The organism is Pseudomonas gingeri, assembly GCF_013386165.1.
GTDB classification, from domain to species: domain Bacteria; phylum Pseudomonadota; class Gammaproteobacteria; order Pseudomonadales; family Pseudomonadaceae; genus Aquipseudomonas; species Aquipseudomonas gingeri_C.
This window is the reverse complement of the sequence record NZ_JACAOS010000021.1, coordinates 178,391-198,303: the sequence shown is the minus strand read 5'-3', so window position 1 is coordinate 198,303 and position 19,913 is coordinate 178,391. Positions and strand designations below refer to the sequence as shown.

19 protein-coding genes are annotated in these 19,913 nt (G+C 61.8%); 2 read left to right on the top strand and 17 right to left on the bottom strand.

Annotated features, from left to right (window positions below; all coding sequences use genetic code 11):
* Positions 1-69: 69 nt before the first annotated feature.
* Genes phnP through phnC form a run of 13 tightly spaced genes read right to left on the bottom strand, consistent with a single transcriptional unit; the run spans position 70 to position 10,531 of the window.
* On the bottom strand, positions 70-819 hold the full coding sequence (gene phnP / locus HX866_RS26015) for a phosphonate metabolism protein PhnP (protein WP_177097478.1): 750 nt from the start codon (positions 817-819) through the stop codon (positions 70-72).
* A complete protein-coding gene (phnN, locus tag HX866_RS26010; RefSeq protein WP_177097480.1) occupies positions 810-1,379 on the bottom strand; it encodes a phosphonate metabolism protein/1,5-bisphosphokinase (PRPP-forming) PhnN in 570 nt (189 codons plus the stop codon). The genes phnP and phnN overlap by 10 nt, the downstream gene beginning before the upstream one ends.
* Positions 1,379-2,524: an alpha-D-ribose 1-methylphosphonate 5-triphosphate diphosphatase gene (locus HX866_RS26005; protein WP_177097481.1), complete on the bottom strand. Its 1,146-nt coding sequence runs from the start codon at positions 2,522-2,524 to the stop codon at positions 1,379-1,381. The genes phnN and HX866_RS26005 overlap by 1 nt, the downstream gene beginning before the upstream one ends.
* Complete coding sequence (gene phnL, locus HX866_RS26000; RefSeq protein ID WP_177097483.1) at positions 2,514-3,233, bottom strand: phosphonate C-P lyase system protein PhnL; 720 nt, start codon at positions 3,231-3,233, stop codon at positions 2,514-2,516. Before phnL ends, HX866_RS26005 begins: the two co-directional genes overlap by 11 nt.
* Before the next feature lie 29 nt (positions 3,234-3,262).
* Positions 3,263-4,075, bottom strand: a complete 813-nt coding sequence (gene phnK / locus HX866_RS25995) for a phosphonate C-P lyase system protein PhnK (RefSeq protein ID WP_177097485.1) — start codon at positions 4,073-4,075, stop codon at positions 3,263-3,265.
* Positions 4,072-4,944 carry an alpha-D-ribose 1-methylphosphonate 5-phosphate C-P-lyase PhnJ gene (locus HX866_RS25990; RefSeq protein WP_177097487.1) on the bottom strand — a complete coding sequence of 291 codons (873 nt, stop codon included), beginning with the start codon at positions 4,942-4,944 and terminating at the stop codon, positions 4,072-4,074. The genes phnK and HX866_RS25990 overlap by 4 nt, the downstream gene beginning before the upstream one ends.
* Positions 4,937-6,013 (bottom strand): carbon-phosphorus lyase complex subunit PhnI, encoded by a 1,077-nt coding sequence (locus HX866_RS25985; protein WP_177140669.1) that lies wholly within the window; start codon positions 6,011-6,013, stop codon positions 4,937-4,939. The genes HX866_RS25990 and HX866_RS25985 overlap by 8 nt, the downstream gene beginning before the upstream one ends.
* Complete coding sequence (phnH, locus tag HX866_RS25980) at positions 6,013-6,612, bottom strand: phosphonate C-P lyase system protein PhnH (protein WP_177140668.1); 600 nt, start codon at positions 6,610-6,612, stop codon at positions 6,013-6,015. The genes HX866_RS25985 and phnH overlap by 1 nt, the downstream gene beginning before the upstream one ends.
* A complete protein-coding gene (gene phnG / locus HX866_RS25975; protein ID WP_177140667.1) occupies positions 6,612-7,049 on the bottom strand; it encodes a phosphonate C-P lyase system protein PhnG in 438 nt (145 codons plus the stop codon). Before phnG ends, phnH begins: the two co-directional genes overlap by 1 nt.
* Before the next feature lie 14 nt (positions 7,050-7,063).
* Positions 7,064-7,768 carry a phosphonate metabolism transcriptional regulator PhnF gene (gene phnF, locus HX866_RS25970; protein WP_177097491.1) on the bottom strand — a complete coding sequence of 235 codons (705 nt, stop codon included), beginning with the start codon at positions 7,766-7,768 and terminating at the stop codon, positions 7,064-7,066.
* Between the two features lie 36 nt (positions 7,769-7,804).
* On the bottom strand, positions 7,805-8,587 hold the full coding sequence (gene phnE / locus HX866_RS25965; RefSeq protein WP_177140666.1) for a phosphonate ABC transporter, permease protein PhnE: 783 nt from the start codon (positions 8,585-8,587) through the stop codon (positions 7,805-7,807).
* Positions 8,588-8,647: 60 nt separating this feature from the next.
* Positions 8,648-9,652, bottom strand: a complete 1,005-nt coding sequence (gene phnD, locus HX866_RS25960; RefSeq protein ID WP_177140665.1) for a phosphonate ABC transporter substrate-binding protein — start codon at positions 9,650-9,652, stop codon at positions 8,648-8,650.
* A gap of 45 nt (positions 9,653-9,697) precedes the next feature.
* Positions 9,698-10,531 (bottom strand): phosphonate ABC transporter ATP-binding protein, encoded by an 834-nt coding sequence (phnC, locus tag HX866_RS25955; protein WP_177104323.1) that lies wholly within the window; start codon positions 10,529-10,531, stop codon positions 9,698-9,700.
* Between the two features lie 271 nt (positions 10,532-10,802).
* Here phnC and HX866_RS25950 point away from each other — a divergent pair, with 271 nt between their 5' ends.
* Positions 10,803-11,690 carry a hypothetical protein gene (locus HX866_RS25950; protein WP_177140664.1) on the top strand — a complete coding sequence of 296 codons (888 nt, stop codon included), beginning with the start codon at positions 10,803-10,805 and terminating at the stop codon, positions 11,688-11,690.
* Between the two features lie 108 nt (positions 11,691-11,798).
* Positions 11,799-12,311 carry a hypothetical protein gene (locus tag HX866_RS25945; RefSeq protein ID WP_177140663.1) on the top strand — a complete coding sequence of 171 codons (513 nt, stop codon included), beginning with the start codon at positions 11,799-11,801 and terminating at the stop codon, positions 12,309-12,311.
* 63 nt (positions 12,312-12,374) lie between these two features.
* Here the strand turns inward: HX866_RS25945 and HX866_RS25940 are convergent, their stop codons facing one another.
* From HX866_RS25940 to HX866_RS25925, 4 genes are all read right to left on the bottom strand, one after another.
* Complete coding sequence (locus HX866_RS25940; RefSeq protein WP_177140662.1) at positions 12,375-14,624, bottom strand: ATP-dependent DNA helicase; 2,250 nt, start codon at positions 14,622-14,624, stop codon at positions 12,375-12,377.
* The gene (locus tag HX866_RS25935) at positions 14,621-16,270 is read right to left on the bottom strand and encodes a VRR-NUC domain-containing protein (protein ID WP_177140661.1); all 1,650 of its coding nucleotides are present in this window, start codon (positions 16,268-16,270) and stop codon (positions 14,621-14,623) included. Before HX866_RS25935 ends, HX866_RS25940 begins: the two co-directional genes overlap by 4 nt.
* Before the next feature lie 92 nt (positions 16,271-16,362).
* Entirely contained in the window at positions 16,363-17,835 is a 1,473-nt protein-coding gene (locus HX866_RS25930) for an aminotransferase-like domain-containing protein (RefSeq protein WP_218179775.1), read from the bottom strand.
* A gap of 12 nt (positions 17,836-17,847) precedes the next feature.
* The gene (locus tag HX866_RS25925) at positions 17,848-19,347 is read right to left on the bottom strand and encodes a hypothetical protein (RefSeq protein WP_177140660.1); all 1,500 of its coding nucleotides are present in this window, start codon (positions 19,345-19,347) and stop codon (positions 17,848-17,850) included.
* Between the last annotated feature and the right edge of the window lie 566 nt (positions 19,348-19,913).

Sequence of the window (19,913 nt, the reverse complement as noted above, 5' to 3'; positions counted from 1 at the left end):
CCCATCTCAAGAAGCCCGCACATGCGGGCTTTTTGCTGTCTGGCGAAAAGTGCGGGGGCACTCGAAAGGCTAAAGCACCCGCCCATCCCAACCCACCGTCACGTTATCCGGCAAGTCGCCGCGATGCTGCAGCAACCATGCATCCAACGTATGCCCGACATGGGTCAACACCCCTTGCCCGGGCTGCAACTCTTCGATGCTGCGTAACGCCAGCGTCAGGTCATTGTGATTACGCGGTGCCTGAGGCTGCGGCGGCATGGAGCAGTCGAGTACCAGTACGTCGAGCGGCTCACGCTGCAGCCAGGCCGCAGTGGCCGGCGGCAAGCCGACCGTGTCGGTGAGGTAGGCGATCCGCCGCCCTTCCCCTTCGAACAGATAACCAAGGGTCGGCTTGGAGTGCTGCAACGGCAATGCCGTCACGCTGAGGGAACCGAAGTGCCGGGTTTCGAATTCAGCGAAAGGCTGACTGAAGTCGAGGATGCCCGGGTGTTTGTAGAGGTCGGACAAACCCTCCGGGTCCACCGGCCCATGCACCGGAATCACCAGCCCCTGTCCCCAGCGCAAATGCAGCAAACCCTGGGCATGATCCGCGTGGTAATGGGTCTGGAAAATACCGCTGAAGCTTCGCGGTGGGAAACGCTCGCTGAGATCAGGCAAGCCGCTGTCGATCAGCCAGCGCTGGTCTGCGCATTCGATCAGCGCGCTACAGGGCCGACGTCGCAGAGCTTCATCACTACGGGCCAGGTCACAGGCGGCGCACTCGCAGCCGTAGACCGGGACTTGCCGGGCATCGCCGGTACCGAGCAGCGTCAGGCGCATGTGGTTTTTCCATCAAGACACGTCAGCAAGCATTCGACCGTGCGCTCCAGCGGGCCGGAATTGTCGAGCAGACACAACCCCGGCACGGCCTCGGCGATCAGGTTCGTACTGAAGCGGGCATTGCGTGCCAGCCGCTCATCAATTTCAGCCAGGGATTCACGCCCACGCGCCAAAAGGCGCTGGCGTAATACAGCCTGATCCACCGTCAGCAGCAACACCAACAACCGCGGATAACGCAAACGCGCCTGTGCCAGATGGCCACGGGAGCCGTTGACCAGCACATCCTCCCCCGCCGCCAGCCAATCGTCGATATCCCGTGGAATGCCGTAGGACAACCCATTGGCGTGCCAGCTCAGGGCAAACTCGCCCCGGGCCTCCAGCACCGCGAACTGCTCCGCGCTCACGCCCTCGGCCGCCTCGCCCACTGCCTCCGCCGAACGGGTGATCACCCGCCGCGCGATACGGCAGCCACGTTCGGCCAGGCGCACTCGCGCGGCATCCAGCAAGCTGTCCTTGCCCGAACCCGAAGGCCCGATAAGGTAGATCAACCTTCCCACCATCAGAACACCCTATTCGCTTGTCGCCAGACTTGTTGCACCACGGGCAGCCCGTCCCGGCAGCGGGCCTGAACCAGATCCGCCCGCAGGCCAAGGGCAATTTCACCACGATCGCTCAAACCGGCCGCTCGCGCCGGCGCCAGGCTGATCATCTTGACCGCCTCGGGCAAGTCGCAGTTATTGTCCAACGCCGCCAGCGAGAACGCTGCCTGCAACAGGCTGGCCGGGTAGTAATCACTGGAAAGTATATCCAGCAATCCCTTGGCGGCCAGGTCGGCGGCGGCCACATTACCCGAATGGGAGCCGCCACGGACTACATTCGGTGCCCCCATCAACACACTCATGCCCAATCGCTGGCAGCCCCGGGCCGCTTCCAGGGTGGTGGGAAACTCGGCGATGGTCATGCCGTAGCGCGCCGACTCTTCGACATGGGCCAGGGTCGCGTCGTCATGACTGGCCACCGACAGGCCAAGGGCCAGGCAGTGCTCGACGATGGCGGCGCGATAACGGTCGCTGTACTCCTTGGAGTTGGCCATTTGCAGGATGATGAAGGCATCCATCGTCTCGTCGTTCAAATGGTACTTGCCCATGTAGTACTCACGGTACTTGGACTCCAGCACAAACTGACGCTGGCCCGGCGAGTGGTCCATCACCGACACCAGTTGTACCAATGGGTTTTCCACCAGGTCACGGAACACGCTCAGGGTGTCCGGATGGCACAGTTCGCAGCGCAGGTGCAGGCGGTGTTCGGCGCGGGTCAAGCCGGCGCTCTCGGCCGAAGCAATGGCCTCCAGCATCGCCGGCAGTTTTTTCATGCGATTGCCCTTGGGATTGACGTCGCCGATGGACACCGCGTCGAACACCGTAGTGATCCCGGCAGCGATGATCTGCGCATCATGGCTGAGCACCGCCGAAGTCGATGGCCAATCCACGCCAGGGCGCGGGGTCATGTGTTTTTCCAGGTTGTCGGTGTGCAATTCCACCAGGCCCGGCAACAGGAAATCACCGTTCAGATCCTGGGCCTGGGGCAACTGGCTGCGACCTTCGCCGATGTCGACGATCACCCCGTCACGCAGCACCACGGAACCTTCGATCACACGGTTGGCCAGGACCAGGCGGGCATTGCTGAGGATCTGTTCAGCGGGCATGGGCGTATTCCTCTGCGGCGACGGCAATGGGGGTCATGTCGAGATGACGGTCGGCCACCGCTTCACGGGCGGCGCGGTCGTGGAAAATGCCGATCAGCGCGGCACCGCCGGCCTTGGCTTCGTTCATCAGTTCCAGCACCACCTGGCGGTTGCTGTCGTCCAGGGACGCGGTGGGCTCGTCCAGCAGCATCACCGGCCAGGCCACCATGAAGCCACGGGCGATATTGACCCGCTGCTGCTCGCCACCGGAGAAGGTGCCCGGCGCCAACTGCCAGAGGCGCTCGGGGATGTTCAAGCGACCGAGCAACAACTCGGCACGGGAACGCGCCTGGGCCTTGGACCAACCCCGGGCCAGCGCCGGCTCCATCACCACATCCAGGCAGGCGACACGGGGGATGACCCGCAGAAACTGGCTGACATAACCGAGGGTCTGCTGACGCACCTGAAGAACCTCCCGGGGCGCGGCGCCCACCAGCTCCAGCCAGGCGCCCGCATGCTGCACGCGGATGCTGCCGCCCGCCGGCAGATAGTTACCGTACAAGGTACGCAGCAAGGTGCTTTTACCGGCGCCGGACTGACCGTGCAGCACCAGGCACTCGCCGCCCCGCACGCTGAAATCCACTCCGCGCAGCACGTTGAGGACCACGCCGTTCTGCTGATGCAAGGTGAAGGTTTTCGAGAGGTCACGGACCTCGATCAAGTTAGTCATCACGCTGGGTTCCACTTCACGGACAAGGCTCATGGCTGCAACACCGAAGACACCAGCAGTTGCGAGTAAGGGTGTTGCGGATCGTCGAGGATCTGGTCGGTCAGCCCGGTTTCCACCACCTGTGAGCGGCGCATCACCATCAGGCGGTCGGCCAGCAGACGCGCCACCGCCAGGTCGTGGGTGACGATCACCACCGCCAGGTCCAGCTCACGCACCAGGCCGCGCAGCAGGTCGAGCAAACGCGCTTGTACCGAGACGTCGAGGCCGCCGGTGGGCTCATCCATAAACACCAGGCGTGGACTCGACACCAGGTTGCGGGCGATCTGCAGGCGCTGTTGCATGCCGCCGGAAAAGGTCCGGGGCAAGTCGTCGATGCGCAGCGGGTCGATTTCCACCTGGCTCAGCCAGTCGAGGCCGGCGCCGCGCAGTGCCTGGTAATTACGTACGCCTTGGGCCATCAGGCGCTCACCGATGTTGGCGCCCGCCGAAACGCCCATGCGCAAGCCGTCCCGCGGGTTCTGTTCGACAAAGCCCCATTCGGTGCGCAACAAGGTGCGCCGCTCGGCTTCACTGGCGCTATAGAGGTCCAGCCATTCACCGTCCTTGCCGCGATAGCCGATGCTGCCGCGCTGGGGCGGCAAACGCCCGCTCAACAAAGAAAGCAAGGTGGACTTGCCCGAGCCGGACTCACCGACAATCCCCAGCACCTCACCGGGATAGAGGTCGAAGCTGACACCCTGGCAGCCCTTTTCCAGACCGTACAACAAGGTCAGGTCGCGCACTCGCAACAGCGGTTCGACGGGCAGGTTCATCGGCTGCTCTTTCATCAGGGACGGGCTCATTGATTGTTCTCCTGCTGCTCGACCCGCTGGGCGCAGTACCAGGTGTCGGAACAGACAAACCGCTGGGTGCCGGCGTCGTCGATGATCAACTCGTCGAGGAACGACTCGTGGCTGCCGCAAATGGCGCAGCACTCCTGCCACTTCTGCACTTCGAAGGGATGGTCTTCAAAGTCCAGGCTGGTGACCTGGGTGAACGGCGGCACCGCGTACAAACGCTTCTCGCGCCCGGCGCCAAACAGCATCAGCGCCGGGCTCATGTCGAGTTTCGGGTTATCGAATTTGGGAATCGGCGACGGGTCCATCACATAACGTTCGTCGACCATCACCGGGTAGGCGTAGCTGGTGGCGATATGGCCGAAGGTGGCGATGTCCTCGTACAACTTCACATGCATGACCCCGTAATCGTTGAGGGCGTGCATGGTCCGGGTCTCGGTTTCCGAAGGCTCGATAAAGCGCAGCGGCTCGGGGTTCGGCACCTGGTAGACCATGATCTGACCGGCCTGCAGCGGGGTTTCCGGAATCCGGTGGCGGGTCTGGATCAGCGTGGCCTCAGGTGTACTTTCGGTGGTGGCGACGCCGGCCGTGCGGGCGAAAAAGCGCCGGATGGACACCGCGTTGGTGGTGTCGTCGGCGCCCTGGTCGATGACCTTGAGCACATCGTCAGCCCCCAGAATCGCCGCCGTCAGTTGCATGCCGCCGGTGCCCCAGCCATAAGGCAACGGCATCTCGCGACCACCAAACGGCACCTGGTAGCCGGGAATCGCCACGGCCTTGAGCAAGGCGCGGCGAATCATGCGTTTGGTCTGCTCATCGAGGTAGGCAAAGTTGTACGCCAGGTCACGCCCGGGCGCTTGGGTCAGGTCATTCATCGCGGTTGCCCTCGGCCGTTTGGCGCAATTTGCGGATCAGCTCCAGCTCGGACTGGAAGTCCACGTAGTGAGGTAATTTGAGGTGCGAAACAAAGCCGGCCGCCTCGACGTTGTCGCAGTGGGCCAGGACAAACTCCTCCTGCTGGGCCGGCGACTGAATCTCCTCGTTGAACTCCTCGGCCCGCAGCGCACGATCCACCAGGGCCATGCCCATGGCCTTGCGCTCGGCATGCCCGAACGCCAAGCCGTAGCCGCGGGTGAACTGCGCCAGCTCCGTCGCCGAACCGACGAACTGGTTGACCATCTCGCATTCGGTCACTTCAAGGCTGCCCAGGCAGATGGGGAAACCCAGCTCTTGCGGGTCGATCCACACTTCCACGTCGCCGATCCGAATCTCCCCGGCAAACGGGTGGTTACGGCCATAGCCACGTTGGGTCGAATACCCCAGGGCCAGCAGGAAACCCTCATCGCCACGGGCCAGGGCCTGCAGGCGCTGGGCGCGGTTGGCCGGATACTCCAGGGGCGTGCGCGTGATGTCGGCAACGGCGCTTTGGTCGTCGGATTCGTTCTTGATCAACCCTTCCTTGGCGAGCAAACCGAGGACCTTTGGGCAGGCTTCGAGACGGGCCTCAGGCGTGGTTTGCGGGCCTGGGTATTCGCCTTCGGCCAGCAACGCGAAGTCCAGCAGGCGATGGGTGTAATCGAAGGTCGGCCCCAGCAGTTGGCCGCCGGGCACATCCTTGAAGGTGGCGGACAAACGACGGCTGAGCAGCATCTGCGACGTGTCGATCGGCAGGCTCGGGCTGAAGCGTGGCAGCGTGGTGCGGTAGGCCCGCAGCAGGAAGATCGCCTCCACCAGATCCCCCGCCGCCTGCTTGATGGCCAGCGCGGCGAGTTCCTCGTCGTACAACGAACCCTCGCTCATGACCCGGGCCACCGCCAGGGGCAGTTGCTGGCGGATCTGCTCGACACTCAGCTCAGTGATGGCGGTATCGCCGCGGCGCTTTTTCGCCAGCAGGCGGTGGGCATTGTCGATGGCCTGTTCGCCACCCTTGACGGCTACGTACATCAGGCAAGCTCCTCTGCGATATGGGCGACCCGGGTGCTGCGGGGCAAGCCGATCAGTTGCTGGCCGGCGCCGAACAGCAGATCCAGGCCACGGGGAAAGGCCTCCCGGCGTTGACGCTCCAGCCAGAAGCCAGGGGGCAACGGCAGGCTGATCCGCCGTGTGTTTTCGATTCCCGGACCGCGCCAGCGCAACTCGCGCCCGGCGTCCAGGGCGGGTAACTGGACCAGCAAGGTGCAGGACTGGTCCGGGTAACGATCATTGCCGTGGTCGAAGCCGCTCAGGTCCAGCAGGTCTTCTGCGCCGAGCAAGGCGAACGCGGCCTCTTCCCGGCGGGTGGTCAACGGGCAACCGCAGTGGAACGCCAGGTTGGCGCGGATCAGCGGCGTATCGAAGGCCGGTGCCAACCACAACGGCGTCTCCATATCCAGCAACGCCAGGCACAGCGCATAGGTGGCGGGTGCCAGGCCTTCAAGGCTTGGCGCGGTGCTCAGTGACTGGGCCAGACCCGGCTCGGCCAACGCCTTGAGAGCAGCCCGAAAGCCGCGTTGGGCATCCAGTACCGGATCGACAAACGCCGGTTGCAACAATTGTGGGTTCATCAGTTCTCTCCTCGAACCAGGGTGAAAAACTCCACTTTGGTGGCGGCGGTGTCCGCCTCTTTTTCCGCACGGCGAGCGGCCTGGGCGTCGGCCAGGGTGGCGATCAATTCGCTGAGCCACAGGCTCGGTTGCGGGCCCTGCAAATGCGCATCCGCCAGGGCCGCCAATTCGGCATGGGCCTTGTCGCGACCGGCCAGGTAGCTGTAGCCGGTACGGCCATCGGCCAGGCGCACCACGCAGCGGGTCACGCTCATCTCGCCGACGTTGAACGGCGCGCCGTTGCCACCCATGCGGCCACGGACCAGGGTCATGCCGATCTCCGGGGCGCGGATCAACTGGTAATCGATATCCCGCAGGGCGGCTTCGTGGGGAAGTAGTTCACTGCGGCGGGCACGGGCCAGCACACCGATCCAGTGCTGACGTTGGGACGGGTTCATCAATGGGTTCTCCATCAAGTAACGACCTGGTACTGAAAGCGATCCGAACGGCTGGTGGACTGCGCCAGCTCCACCGGGCGGCCGTCGCGATCGCGGGAAAGGGTAAATACGGTGAGGGCCGGCAAATGCCGGGGCATCATCAACAGCGCGGCTTCGTCGCGGTTGGGCAAGCGGGCGCCGATCAAGCTCTGGGTCCGGGTCAACGGCAGGTCGCGCTCACGCAGGTACTGGCGCAGGGAGCCGCCGCTGTAGTCCGCCAGCAGCGGCGCATGGCTGGCGCAGTAGCGATGGCGGATCAGGCTGACGGGCTGGTGGTCGAGCTTGCGCAGGGTTTGCAGTTCGATCATCGGCGCCATCTCGGCAATGCCCAGCTGTTGGGCTTCGTCGCGGCTGGCGTAGCAGTAACGGCGCTTGAGCAGCACCGCCTCCACACCGACACCCTGGGCGGACAAGGACTGGCTGTAGGAGGTCTCGGCGCCCATCGGGTAGATCAGCGGCCGCTCCAGCACCTGGGTGCCCTTGCCCTGCAAGCGCAACAGGCTGCCTTCGAACACCAGCTCATCGATGGCGCGGCGCAGCGTATGGCGATTGACGCCGAAGCGTTCGGCCAACTGGACTTCGGCCGGCAGGAAGTCACCGGCCCGATAGCTGCTCAGTTCGCGACGGAGGATATCGGCCAGTTCGCGGTACACCGGCTCATCTTGTCTAGACAACTGCATCGTTAAAAAAAAGCGCCCAGGGGCACCCCTCCGAAATCAGATGAACTGCTTGCGCAGGCGTTGGGAAAAGACGTCGATCAGGCTCACGACGAGGATGATCACCAGCAGCACCGCACAGGTCTGGACGAACATGAAGGCGCGGATGTTTTCCCAGAGGATCACCCCGATCCCGCCTGCCCCGACCATCCCCACCACCGTCGCCGAACGCACGTTGGCTTCGAAGCGATACAGCGCGTAGGAGACCCACAGCGGCAGCACTTGCGGGATCACGCCGTAGATCACTTCCTGCAGGGCACTGGCTCCGGTGGCCCGCACGCCTTCCACCGGGCCCGGATCGATGGCTTCGACGGCTTCGGCGAACAGCTTGGCGAGCACGCCGGTGGTGCTGATCCACAGGGCCAGGACCCCGGCAAACGGACCCAGGCCGACCGCCACCACGAACAACATGGCGAAGACCATTTCATTGATTGAACGGAAGGCATCCATCACCCGGCGCAGGGGCTGGTGGACCCACCACGGTGTGATGTTGTCGGCGCAGAGAATCCCCAGCGGCACCGAGCAGACAATCGCCAGCACCGTGCCCCAGAGGGCGATTTGCACGGTGACGATCATCTCCTTGAGGTAGGAGCGCCATTCATGGAAATCCGGCGGGAAGAAGTCGGCGGCGAAGGTCGCCATATTTCCCGAATCGCGGTACAGCGCCAGCGGGTTCATTTCGGCGCCGTGCCAGGCCCAGGCCAGCAGGACCAGGAACAGGCCCCAACCGACGTATTGCGGCCAGGTGTGCTTGCCGACAGCTTCAGCGTGCAGCGTGGTCATGATCGACTCTCATAAAAGCAGCTCGGAGAAAGGCGCGGCGTGGTCGCACCGCGCCGAAGGTCAACCGGCGTTGGCCGCGGTCTTCTTGTCCAGCTCGGTGATGCGCTGTTGCAACTTCGCCAGAGCAGCGTCGATATCCGCCAGCTTCTTGGCCTTGTCGGTGGCCTCCAGCTGGTCGTCGGCGCTGATATTGGTGCGCTGCTTGAACAGTTCGAGCTGGCGGATCGGCAGCAATTGGTCATCGCTGGAGACGAGGAACTTGCCCAGTTGCATGCCTTTGAGTACGGCCTTCTCCTCATCGGTGTTGCCATAGCTGAAGAAGAAGTCGCGAATCTTGGCTTTCTCGCTCTCACCCAGGGCCTTGCTCCAGACCATCGGGTCGGCCGGGATCAGCGGCGACTTCCAGATCACCTTGAGCATGGCGGCCTTGTCCGGCTGGGTGACCTCCAGGCGTTCCCAGCTTTCGGTATTGAACGTGGCGACGTCCAACTGCCCCTTGGCCACGCTCAAGGCGTTGACCTCATGGCTGGAGTTGAGCGTGCGTTTGAAGGCGGTGGCGGCGTCGACGTGGTTCTTGGCGAACACGTAGTAGCCCGGGACCAGGTAGCCCGAGGTGGAGTTCGGGTCACCGTTGCCGAAGGTCAGGTTCTTGGCATTCTTGAGCATGTCGTCGACGGAGTTGATCGGGCTGTTCTTGTTCACGATCAGCACGCTCCAGTAACCGGCGGCGCCGTTGGCGGCAGCGGTCTGGGCGAAGATCTCACCGTTGGAACGGTCCACCGCTTCCATGGCCGCCTTGTTGCCCAGCCAGGCCACGTCGACCTTGTTGAAGCGCATGCCCTGGATCAGGCCGGCGTAGTCGGAGGCGAAGGTGGCGTTGATGGTCAGGCCGGTTTTCTTGTGCATGTCATCGAGGAACGGCTGCCAGATACTCTTGAGGTTCTGCGACGACTCGGTGGACATGATCCCGAAGTTGATGACCTTGTCGGCGGCCTGGGCGTTGCCCAGGACACCGCCGGCCAACAAGACGGCGGACAGACACACATGATGGATACGGTTGAACATTGAAGGATTCCTGTGGGTGGAATACTGCCGGGGGAATGGGGCTCGTCAGAAGCTCGCCAGTGCCAGCCGAGGCGTGGCTTCGGTGCGGCGGCTCTGGTCGGAAAACATCAGACTGGTGTCGAGGTCGGCACCGTACAAATCATTGAGGAACTGGCTGCTGAGGTCGCAGGCCTGACCGTCGTAATGAATCCGCCCACCTTTCAGCGCCACGGCTCGGGGGCAATAACGCATGGCGTAATCGACCTGATGCAGGGTGACGACCACGGTCTTGCCATCGCGGCGGTTGATATCGGCGAGGATCTCCATGACCTTGCGCGCCGACTCCGGGTCAAGGGAGGCGATGGGCTCGTCGGCCAGGATCACCTCGGCGCGCTGGGTCAATGCCCGGGCAATCGCCACCCGCTGCTGCTGGCCGCCGGACAAGGTAGAGGCGCGCTGCCCGGCGAGATCGGCGAGACCGACACGGGCCAGGGACTCCATGGCGAAGTGTTTTTCCTCGGCATTGAACAGGCCGAGGCTGCCACGCCAGCGCGGCATGCGGCCCAGGCAACCGAGCAGCACGTTGTCGAGCACGCTGATACGGTTGACCAGGTTGAACTGCTGGAAGATGTAGCCGATATCGGCGCGCAAACGCCGCACCTTGCCGTTCAAACGTCCGGAGACCTGCACATCGCGACCGAGTACCTGAACGCTGCCGCCATTGCTTTTATCGCAACAGGCGAGGCCCGTGAGATGACGCAACAAAGTGGACTTGCCGGAGCCGGAAGCGCCGATCAAGGCAACCATCTCACCCACCGCGATGGTGAGGTCGAGGTCGACCAGGGCGGTCTTTCGCGCAAAGGTCTTGTTCAGGTGTTCGACACGGATCGCTGGATGCATGGGCTGCTCTATCAGGTTGAGCAGCCGTCCCTGGCCACGTTTGAGTTCAACCGACTCTAGGCAGGTGGAGTGTCAGGTAGATGACCTGAACAAAACGTGGGAATAACCGTTTGATGAAGGTTTGATGAAAGGTTGAGTGGGGGCTTAAAGGCGACGGCGGCTCCACTCGCCTGCCCCGCGACCAGCCACGTGTCCCCGCGCGACACGAACACACGAAACCCAAAAAGCCGGCTAATATCAAAGCGCCTTCATCCTCAGACAGGGATTTCCTATGGACGTGTTACCGGTTGCGTTGCTCAGCTTCTCCATCGCGATGCTGATCGGATGCTCGACTCAAAACTTCCGTCCTCCAGAGGCAGCCTCACTGGAATGTGACCCAAGCAAATCATCGGCGGCATGTCCACTCATCAAACTGGACAAAAGTTTGCGCACCTACATCAACGGCGCCGAACTGAATACCTCCACCTTGGACATCGTTGCCCTGGGTGGCGCGGCGACAGGCGCCGTCGGCCTCGCTATCGGCGCGCATTCGGATCTCTACAAGTCTGCGGGTGCGATCATTGCTTCGTCAGTCGGACTCAAGGCTTGGGGAAACTATGACGAACAGGTAAAGGTATCGACGGACGCGAGAAAAAAGCTACGCTGCGCCATTACACAAATACACATCATGGAAAACGGAAAAACGCCTGCAGAGGGGGCCCATTTATTTCGTGAAAAAGTAACTGCGTTTGATAACAAACTTAAAAGTATAAGAGCCGCACGCAACTTTGCAAATGAAACGGCAGAAATAGAAAGTATCAAAACCCAGGGATTGTCCAACTATCTGATTCAGGATGCCGCTAAAAAAAATTATGAAAAAGACGCTGCCAGTGCCCAGCAAATTCTGGAAAAACTAGCGACCACAACCAAGGCCGATGCCGAGCTATTGCAAGAAACGGTTAGGTCTTCAATAAAAGACAACTCGTTCAAAACCGCCGATGCAATAAAATACATCTACCCGGCCAGCTCCACTCCGGCAGGGGCCGATTTATTGAACAAGACGCTGGCGTTCTCCAGCACCGAGAGCCCCGTAGACGCTGCCATCAAAATAATCGACGCGTTCAACAAGTATCGTATCTGTATGCCCCATGATCCAGAACCGGAATTGCCGGCCAGTTAAGCTCGCCAGCAGTGAGCGTGAAGCTAACGTAGCAGAGCGCCTGGTTTATAAAGGTTCTTTTCCGTATACAACGTGTCGGCCCATAGAATTTAACTAACCGAGATCAGCATGCCTTTCTTTGAAGTGAATCGTATACCGACTGTTCCTCCACGGCGGTACACGGAAGCGGAGTTTGATGAGTTGGTAACGGGTGTCGATGGTTTTCCGAATCTGCGTCGCGAGAACTGCTGGTTCATACGTGAAGGCGGAAGGGACAATGAGGATTGCATCCATTATTCAGTCGGCAAGCTGAATGAAGCCTGGGACGCGCATGAATGGAGACACAGAATCGAAGACGCCGTTGCATGGTGTGAGGCACAAGGCTACGAGCAGGTCGACGCCGGCTCTGAAGAGGCTGTCATCGATTTGTGGGTGACCGGAAGAGGTAATTTTGCGCATGCGACTAAAAAATATGAAGGGCCGTTTCTGAGTGCCGGCATGCTGGGCCTATGGGTGAGTTTTCCGCGGCCAGGAGATACTTTTACGCACCGGCGCTTTGAAATTCTGAATACGACCTATACACGAGTGGGCGCATCCTTGAAAAAAAGGTTACCGGTGCCCCACCGCGGCGGGACTAAATGAAGGTTGCATGGCGAGCAACTGGAATGGGCTCTCCAGCGACACGCCCAAAGGGCCATACAGTTATCAGGCCTGCCACCAACGCGGCAATAACTGCCGAACCCCGGCTTCGGCAAAACGATCATCGATCAACATCACCACACCGCGATCCTGCTCGCTGCGAATCACCCGGCCCGCCGCCTGCACGACTTTCTGCACGCCCGGAAACAGGTAGGTGTAGTCGTACCCTGCGCCGAACAGCGCGGCCATGCGTTGCTTGATCTGTTCGTTGACCGGGTTCAGTTGCGGCAACCCCAGGGTCGCGATAAACGCACCGATCAAGCGCTGGCCGGGCAAGTCGATGCCCTCGCCAAAAGCCCCGCCGAGGACGGCAAAACCGATGCCCTGGCTGTGCTCGGTGAACTGCTCGAGAAAAGCCTGGCGCTGGCTTTCCTCCATGCGTCGCGATTGCTGCCAGAGCGGGATGTACGGATGGGTCTCGGCCAGCAACTGCACCACTTGCTGCAGATAGTCGAAGCTGCTGAAGAAGGCCAGGTAGTTGCCGGGGCGCTCGGCGAACTGTTCGGCCATCAGCTCGACAATGGGCGCCAACGAGGCCTGCCGATGGACGTAGCGGGTGGAAATCTGGCTGATGATCCGCAGGTCCAGTTGCTCGCGCTTGAACGGCGACTCGACATCGATCCACGCGGTGTCCGGCGGCAGGCCCAGGAGGTCGCTGTAGTAGTGCCGGGGACTCAAGGTCGCGGAAAACAACACGCTGCTGCGGGACGCCGTCAGTCGGGGACGGAGGAAACCGGCCGGCACCACATTCCGTAGGCACAGCTGCGAGCTACGGCGCTGGCCGCTTTCCCGTAGGCTGATGTCGAACAGGTAATGCTCGTCGAACAGTTCACCCACCCGGGAAAACTGCAAAAGCTCGAAGTAGAAACCCTGAAGTTCGCCATCGACGCCTTGCGGATGCTCATTGAGGTAGTCGCCGATGGCCGACACGCACAGGCCAATGGCATTCAGCAGCTTGGCCGGCGCCTGCGCGTAAGCCTGATAAGGGCTGAGCTGTTCCTTGTGCAAGGCATTCCATTCACGGCTCAAGCGCTGGAACGACTTTTTCAGGGCCTCGGGCAGGTTGTGCCGGACGCTGTTCAGCACCTGCTGGTCGAGGCTCGCGCTGTACATCTGGCGCCCGCGCTCCACCAGATTGTGGGCTTCGTCCACCAGCGTCGCCACCCGCCACTGGTTGGCCTGGGCCAGCCCGAACAACAACGCGCTGAAATCGAAGTAGTAGTTGTAGTCGGCCACCACCCAATCGCTCCAGCGGGCCATTTCCTGGCTCAGGTAATAGGGGCAGATCCCGTGGGCCAGGGCAATCGTGCGCAGCGCCTGCTGGTTGAGCAACGGCACAGCCACCGCCGCCTGCCGCGCGGCGGGCAAACGATCATAAAAACCTCGAGCCAGGGGGCAGGACTCACCGTGACAGGCCTTGTCCGGGTGTTCACAGGCCTTATCCCGGGCGACCAACTCCAACACCCGCAGCGGCAACTCGGGTGAGTGTTCGTAGAGGACCTGCGCCGCATCCAGGGCCAACTGACGGCCCGGGGTCTTGGCGGTGAGGAAGAACACCTTGTCCAGTTGCTGCGGGGCCAGGGCCTTGAGCATCGGGAACAGTGTGCCGAGGGTCTTGCCGATGCCGGTCGGCGCCTGGGCCATCAGGCAACGCCCGGTACTGACGGCCTTGTACACCGTTTCGGCCAGGGTCCGTTGACCGGGACGAAAATCGCCGTGGGGAAAGGCCAGGTCCCGGGCCGCCTGGTCACGGGCCTGGCGATGACCGGCCTCCTGTTCGGCCCAGTGCAGGAAACGTTCGCACTGTTGCCCGAAGAACGCTTCAAGATCCGCGGCGCTCCAGGTTTCCCGCAGCACGGTTTCCTTTTCGCTGACGATATCGAAGTAGACCAGCGCCAGGTTCATTGCCGACAGTTGCAACTGCTGGCAGACCAGCCAGGCGTAGATCCGCGCCTGGGCCCAGTGCAGTTGCCGGTGATTGGCCGGCTGTGTGGCCAGGTCGCCACGATAGGTCTTGATTTCCTCCAGCAGGTTTTGCCCGGGATCATAGCCATCCGCCCGGCCCTGGACCTTGAGCTGGCGGTAATGGCCTTCCACCGCCAGTTCCGCCTGGTAACCCTCGGCACGCCGCGACGCCACGGTACGATGTCCGAGCATGCCCTCCTGCGCCGTCGGCGACGGCGTGAAGCGCAGGTCCAGGTCGCCGACCTTGGCGGTGAACTCGCACAAGGCGCGCACGGCAACGCGGTAGGTCAAGACGCCTGCACTGCCCATTGCACATAGCAGACGGCAATCGGCATCTGGTGCTGGCGGCAGAACTCCAGCCAGCGCAGTTGGTTGTCCTGCAAGCGGTCACCGGGGCCTTTGACTTCGATCATCCGGTAGCTTTTTTGCGCTGGCCAGAACTGGATCAGGTCGGGCATGCCGGCGCGGTTGGCGCGGATATCCAGCAGCAGGCGTTCGAACCAGTGTTTCAGATGTTCGGCGGGCAGGCAGTCGAGGGCCTGCTCCAATAGCGTCGGGGTCAGGATACTCCAGAACACAAAGGGCGATTGCAGGCCCCATTTGGCGCTGAAGGTGCTGCGGATGCTGTCCTGGTAGCGACCGTCTTCCAGCTGCGCCAGGCACTCGGCGAACAGCTCGGCGCGGCGGGCATGGAAGTCTTCGTCATGCAGGTCCGCAGGACCGCTCTGGAACGGATGGAAAAACGCCCCCGGCAGCGGCGCGAAGATCGCCGGCCAGCACAGCAGGCCGAACAGCGAGTTGATCAGGGTGTTTTCCACATAGTGCACCGGGGCCTGCGGTTCGTGCAGGTGCCGGACGACGCCTTCTTCGACGGACAGGGCCGGATCATTGACCAGCACCAGATCGAGCCGGGTCACCTCCACCGCCGCTGTCGCGGGAATCGCCGCCAGCCCGAGCTTGCGCCGCAGACGCGGCAAGATGCGCAACAGTTGCTGTTGTTCTTCGCCGCCGTGGGGCGCGGCCTGTGCCTGGGACGCCAGGTCCATGGCCGCCTGGAACTCACCCAGGCGTTCGAGCACGCGGATGCGCCGCAGGCGCGCTGGCGGGTGGCCGCAGCCACTGTAGATCGCCAGTGCGCCGGGCCAGTCCTGCAAGCGTTCGCTCTGTTGTCCGAGCTGGAACAGCAGTTTGTCCCGACGTCGCTCCAACCAGGGGTTGTCGGTGTCCAGCCGATTGACCTGCTGCTGTATCAGACCGGGTTCCTCACCGGCATCGAGGGCTTCGCGGGCGGCGTGCAGATGCAGGTAGCCATCGAGGTCGGCGCGGCTGCGCAGGCCCCTGGAAGAGCCACTGATCTCGACTTTCTCGTAGGTAAAAATACCCAGGTCCGCCAAGACGAATTCGGACCAGTCCTGGTACAGGTTGCCGAAAAACATCAGCCGCAGGCGGTCGCACAGGGGCATCACCTGCAGGCTGTAGAGCGGCTCGGCAACAGTTGGGCACCATTGCCCAAACGAGCGGTTCTCGTCGAAGCGCAGGGCCAGTTCCGCGTACAGCTCGGGCTTGTTGGCCCGGGGCTGAGTCAGGTCCGCCTTGAAACTGCTCAGCACCTCGGCCTTTTGCAAAACGGCGAACACTTGCGCCAGGCTCAGCGGCGCGTCCTCACGTATCCAGCCCAGGGCGACCCCCGGCAGCGCCGCTTGCCGGGGGTCGCCGATTTCGGCGTAGTTCAGCTTACCGGCGCGAAAATGCTCGCCCTTGCGCATCACCATCCTGACCAGCAAGGCCCGGGAGGCCTTGGGCAAACCGGAGAAATCGTTGATGAACGCCTGTTCCTGCGGGTCCAGCAGGTCGGCATAACGCACCGCCAGCCAGTCGAGCACTTGCTGGAAGTTGTTCAGGTAGTAGAACGGATCGTCGAGAGGCTGGGTTGTCACAGGCAGGAAGGACCACGGTTATCGAATGCTGGTTATGCATACAGATAACAGGCCATCCCGCCCCTGGCAAATACAAACGGACAAAGGGCGTCTCAGTCGAGCTGTTCCAGGCGCAGGGCATCGGCCAGTACGCCCAGGGCCTGGTCCAGATGACGGTGGCCATTGGCGGTGCTGCACAGGCGCAGATGCTGCTGATGCAGGCCATACAGGCTGAACAACTCACCGGGAGCGATGACGATCTTCTGCTCCAGCAGTCGCTCGAACACCTTGCGCATGTCCACCGGCCGGGTCGCCTGCGCCCACACCGTTGCCCCGCCCTGCGGCGGCACGAAGACCAGGCTCTCGGACAGACGTTCGCGCAACAGGCCATTCATATGCGCCATGCGTTCTTGCAGCAAACGGCGCAAGGTCGCCAGGTGCTGGTCGATCCGTCCGCTGCTGTAAAGTCGCGCAATGGCTTTCTGCCGGGTCGGCGACATGCGGAACGAACGCAACAGGAAATGCCGCTGCAACTCCGCCCCCAGGTGCCGCGACAGCAGATAACCGAACGGCGCCTCGGCCCCCATGATCCGCTCGAAGCTGGCAAACACCAACAGGCGATCAGGGTCAACCAGGTCGCGCATCCGCGGGCCGCCCGGCTCGAAGGAGAACTCACCATGGCTGTCGTTTTCCAGCAACCAGATGCCGAAACGCTCGAGCAACCGCGCCAGATGCTCGCGCTGTGCCAGGGGCATCTGGCTGCCCCGGGGTACGCTGAGCCCGGAAGACATCAACAACAGCTTGACCGGCTGATTCTGCAGCAGGTGCTCCAGGGCCATCAGGTCAAAACCACCGTCGTCCAGCAGCGGCAATTCAACGATATTGACGCCGCCCGCCTGCAACAGCCGCAAAATCACCCAATCGCAAGGCGACTCCACCAGCACCGTGGCCTGCTTCAGGCTCAGCGCGGCCATCAGGGTTTCCAGAACGCTGCGCAGGTCCGCACCGATATAGACATCGTCGGCATGCCAATAACGCTGGGCCGAGGTGGTGTAGCGCACGGCCAGGGCAGTGCGCAGCTCCAACTCGCCAAATGGCTGGAACTGTGGCGCCTGCTGGCGCGGGTACTGGCGCACCAGCTCACGCTCGAGCAACAGCAGCGGGTTGTCCAGCGACAACAGCAGCGCCGGTTCATCACTGCTCAGCACCAAGGTGCCGGGACGTCGCGAATGCACATACAAACGCTCCAGCACATCGGCGCTGCCACTGACGAACGACGCGCCCGAGACCGGTAGCGCGTAGTACCCTGATTTGGCGAGCGAGTACACCCGGCCCTCCTTTTCCAGGAGGGAATAGGCGTACTGGATGGTCGAGATCGAAACATTCAGGCGCTCGGCCAACTGACGCAGGGACGGCAGCTTGACCCGGGCATCGGTCTCGACTTCGCTGATCAGGCTGACCAGATAACGGTAGACCGCCTGGTAGGCAAAGTCCGAGTGTTTGCGCCCCTTGTCGGGTAACGGTTGAGTCGTGTCCTGGGGTGCGGACGAATCCGCACCCGGCTTGGGAGTGTCTGAAACTATCAATACCAATCCTTTTTAACGTCCCGACAAGACTTCTTTGAAAACTTCACCGTTGTCGGGATTGACGATGTCGATGCGGCGCTTGTCCGGGTCACTGGCGCGGACCCGGGCAATCAGCGAACTGACGCCGGAAAAATCCACCTGGGCCCTGGTGTAGAGGTCACCGAGCAACGTGGGGGTCAAGCCGCTGACTTCGCTCAGCCATTGCCAGATCTGCTCGGACACCCCCTGACCCGACAGCGCCTTGTGCAAGTCCGGCAGGGCCACCAGCATGCCGGGGTGGCAGCTGCGCAGGAACGCCTCAAGCCCATGGCCGCGGTTGACAAAGGGGGCGAACAACAAGCACGTCAGTTGCACTTCGCTCAGGCCAAAGGCCTCTTGCGCGTAGGCACTGGCCAATGCCCGTCGATCGAGGACTTTCTCGCTGCTGTCATAGGAGCCCATGGCATGCTCCACCAACCGCGCCGGCATGTGCTTGCGGCGCATCATGGCAGCGGCCAGTTGCAGGTATTCACCGATACCGCCCTCGTAGCTCAGGCCCCTGACGTACTGCGCCTGCAGACCCCGCATATGCGCCATCAACAAGGGATTGGCACAATCGGACTCGCTGAAGTGAAAGGCCAGGTCATCGAACTGGAAGCCGAGAAACTCCGTCAGCAGCGGCCAGCGTTCCTCGAGGTCGCGGCCGACCAGGTCATAGACGCTGACCAGCATCGGCGCCGTGGCCCGGCTGGAGCGACTGATGGCTGGGCCTTCGGGCTCCACCAGGGCTTCGCCATACAGCTCGCGATAGTAATCCAGACCCAGTTCGTGGCAGGTTCTCACCGCCTCGTCGAACTCCAGCGCCCGCCCTCCGGCCCAGACCCGCTCCGGTTTCTCGGTCGCCCGCAACAGCCAGGTCATGTACTGCTTCTGCTCGCGGGGCGATTCGCCGCTGACCAGCGCATCGACGCCTTTGTCCCAGGCGCTGGCGCGCTCGTAGAAATCGGCCATGGACAGGTAGCAGCCGTTGCAGAAAGTCGCGCGCCCATCACCCGCTGTCAGATGGCCGCTCATCAGCAGATTGCGGCGATTGATATCGCGATTGAGCTTCGACATCGGCAGGCGATGATTGAAGGGCCGGACATGTTTGTTATCCACCATCAACAACTCGACCCGGGGATCATCATAGACAAACAGAGCACTGTAGCTACGATGGACATTGTGCATGACCGTGGCGGTTACACCGGAATGGCGCAATGTGGCGACACGCAGGTTGAAGGTGGCCGGCGAACGCCCGGCAATACTCAGTTGCGCCGCCCGCAAGAACGCCAATGTATAACTACTGTCCTTGCCACCGCCGTGGGCCACCATGACCTTGAATTCACCAATACGCTCGATACCGCCCGCCGCTACGATCAGACGTTGAATCAACAACTGCAGTGCAATACGTTCAGCGCGCGTGAAGTAACTCATCAGACGCTGCAACACCTGCTGATAAACATAATTCATTGCCTGCTCATGAATGGAGCTCATAGCCTTTATACACCTGGTTTGAGTTCAGTGTCGGGCAAACAGCGCTCGCATTACCGGCAGTGGCCGGATCAGACGGAAGATTGCCTGCCCCCTATAACTCTGGATTGCGGACAGACAACACCCGAAGTATTGCACAGGCCTGAAACACCCACAGCAAGAGCTTTCGAGCATGACCGACGTCACTGATTGCCAGTTAGCGTTGGGAGTCTGCGTGCCAATAAAAACATCTTAGGAATATTCTTACGGCGACCTACAACTATTAACTACCCGCAATAAATTAACGACATAAGGGCGCTGCCTTCGCCCTAGACCCTGAAGACAAGATATACCAGGCGTCATGTCCAGGCGGCTTCGACCTGACACTTTGAAAAACAATGAGACTCCGATACAGCGGCTGATAGTAAACCATAACTCATTCCTTGAGCTGTAAGTGACGCTTCAATTATCAGCACTTAACCGGCGATTAACAGATACAGAATCCGGCGAAAAACCGGTTCAGTTAATGAGTTTTTCCGGTGCGAGTAAAACTCTGGAAAAGTTGTTAAATCATGTTTCATCGCGACCAT

Bases quoted from the DNA above. Each gene is read 5' to 3' on its own strand.
- phnN (WP_177097480.1), bottom strand. From the start codon at position 1,379: ATGGTGGGAAGGTTGATCTACCTTATCGGGCCTTCGGGTTCGGGCAAG.
- phnE (WP_177140666.1), bottom strand. From the start codon at position 8,587: ATGACCACGCTGCACGCTGAAGCTGTCGGCAAGCACACCTGGCCGCAA.
- HX866_RS25985 (WP_177140669.1), bottom strand. From the start codon at position 6,013: ATGTACGTAGCCGTCAAGGGTGGCGAACAGGCCATCGACAATGCCCAC.
- HX866_RS25990 (WP_177097487.1), bottom strand. From the start codon at position 4,944: ATGAATGACCTGACCCAAGCGCCCGGGCGTGACCTGGCGTACAACTTT.
- HX866_RS25950 (WP_177140664.1), top strand. From the start codon at position 10,803: ATGGACGTGTTACCGGTTGCGTTGCTCAGCTTCTCCATCGCGATGCTG.
- phnD (WP_177140665.1), bottom strand. From the start codon at position 9,652: ATGTTCAACCGTATCCATCATGTGTGTCTGTCCGCCGTCTTGTTGGCC.
- phnC (WP_177104323.1), bottom strand. From the start codon at position 10,531: ATGCATCCAGCGATCCGTGTCGAACACCTGAACAAGACCTTTGCGCGA.
- HX866_RS26005 (WP_177097481.1), bottom strand. From the start codon at position 2,524: ATGCCCGCTGAACAGATCCTCAGCAATGCCCGCCTGGTCCTGGCCAAC.
- HX866_RS25925 (WP_177140660.1), bottom strand. From the start codon at position 19,347: ATGAGCTCCATTCATGAGCAGGCAATGAATTATGTTTATCAGCAGGTG.
- phnL (WP_177097483.1), bottom strand. From the start codon at position 3,233: ATGACTAACTTGATCGAGGTCCGTGACCTCTCGAAAACCTTCACCTTG.
- phnG (WP_177140667.1), bottom strand. From the start codon at position 7,049: ATGAACCCGTCCCAACGTCAGCACTGGATCGGTGTGCTGGCCCGTGCC.
- HX866_RS25945 (WP_177140663.1), top strand. From the start codon at position 11,799: ATGCCTTTCTTTGAAGTGAATCGTATACCGACTGTTCCTCCACGGCGG.
- phnK (WP_177097485.1), bottom strand. From the start codon at position 4,075: ATGAGCCCGTCCCTGATGAAAGAGCAGCCGATGAACCTGCCCGTCGAA.
- phnH (WP_177140668.1), bottom strand. From the start codon at position 6,612: ATGAACCCACAATTGTTGCAACCGGCGTTTGTCGATCCGGTACTGGAT.
- phnP (WP_177097478.1), bottom strand. From the start codon at position 819: ATGCGCCTGACGCTGCTCGGTACCGGCGATGCCCGGCAAGTCCCGGTC.
- phnF (WP_177097491.1), bottom strand. From the start codon at position 7,768: ATGCAGTTGTCTAGACAAGATGAGCCGGTGTACCGCGAACTGGCCGAT.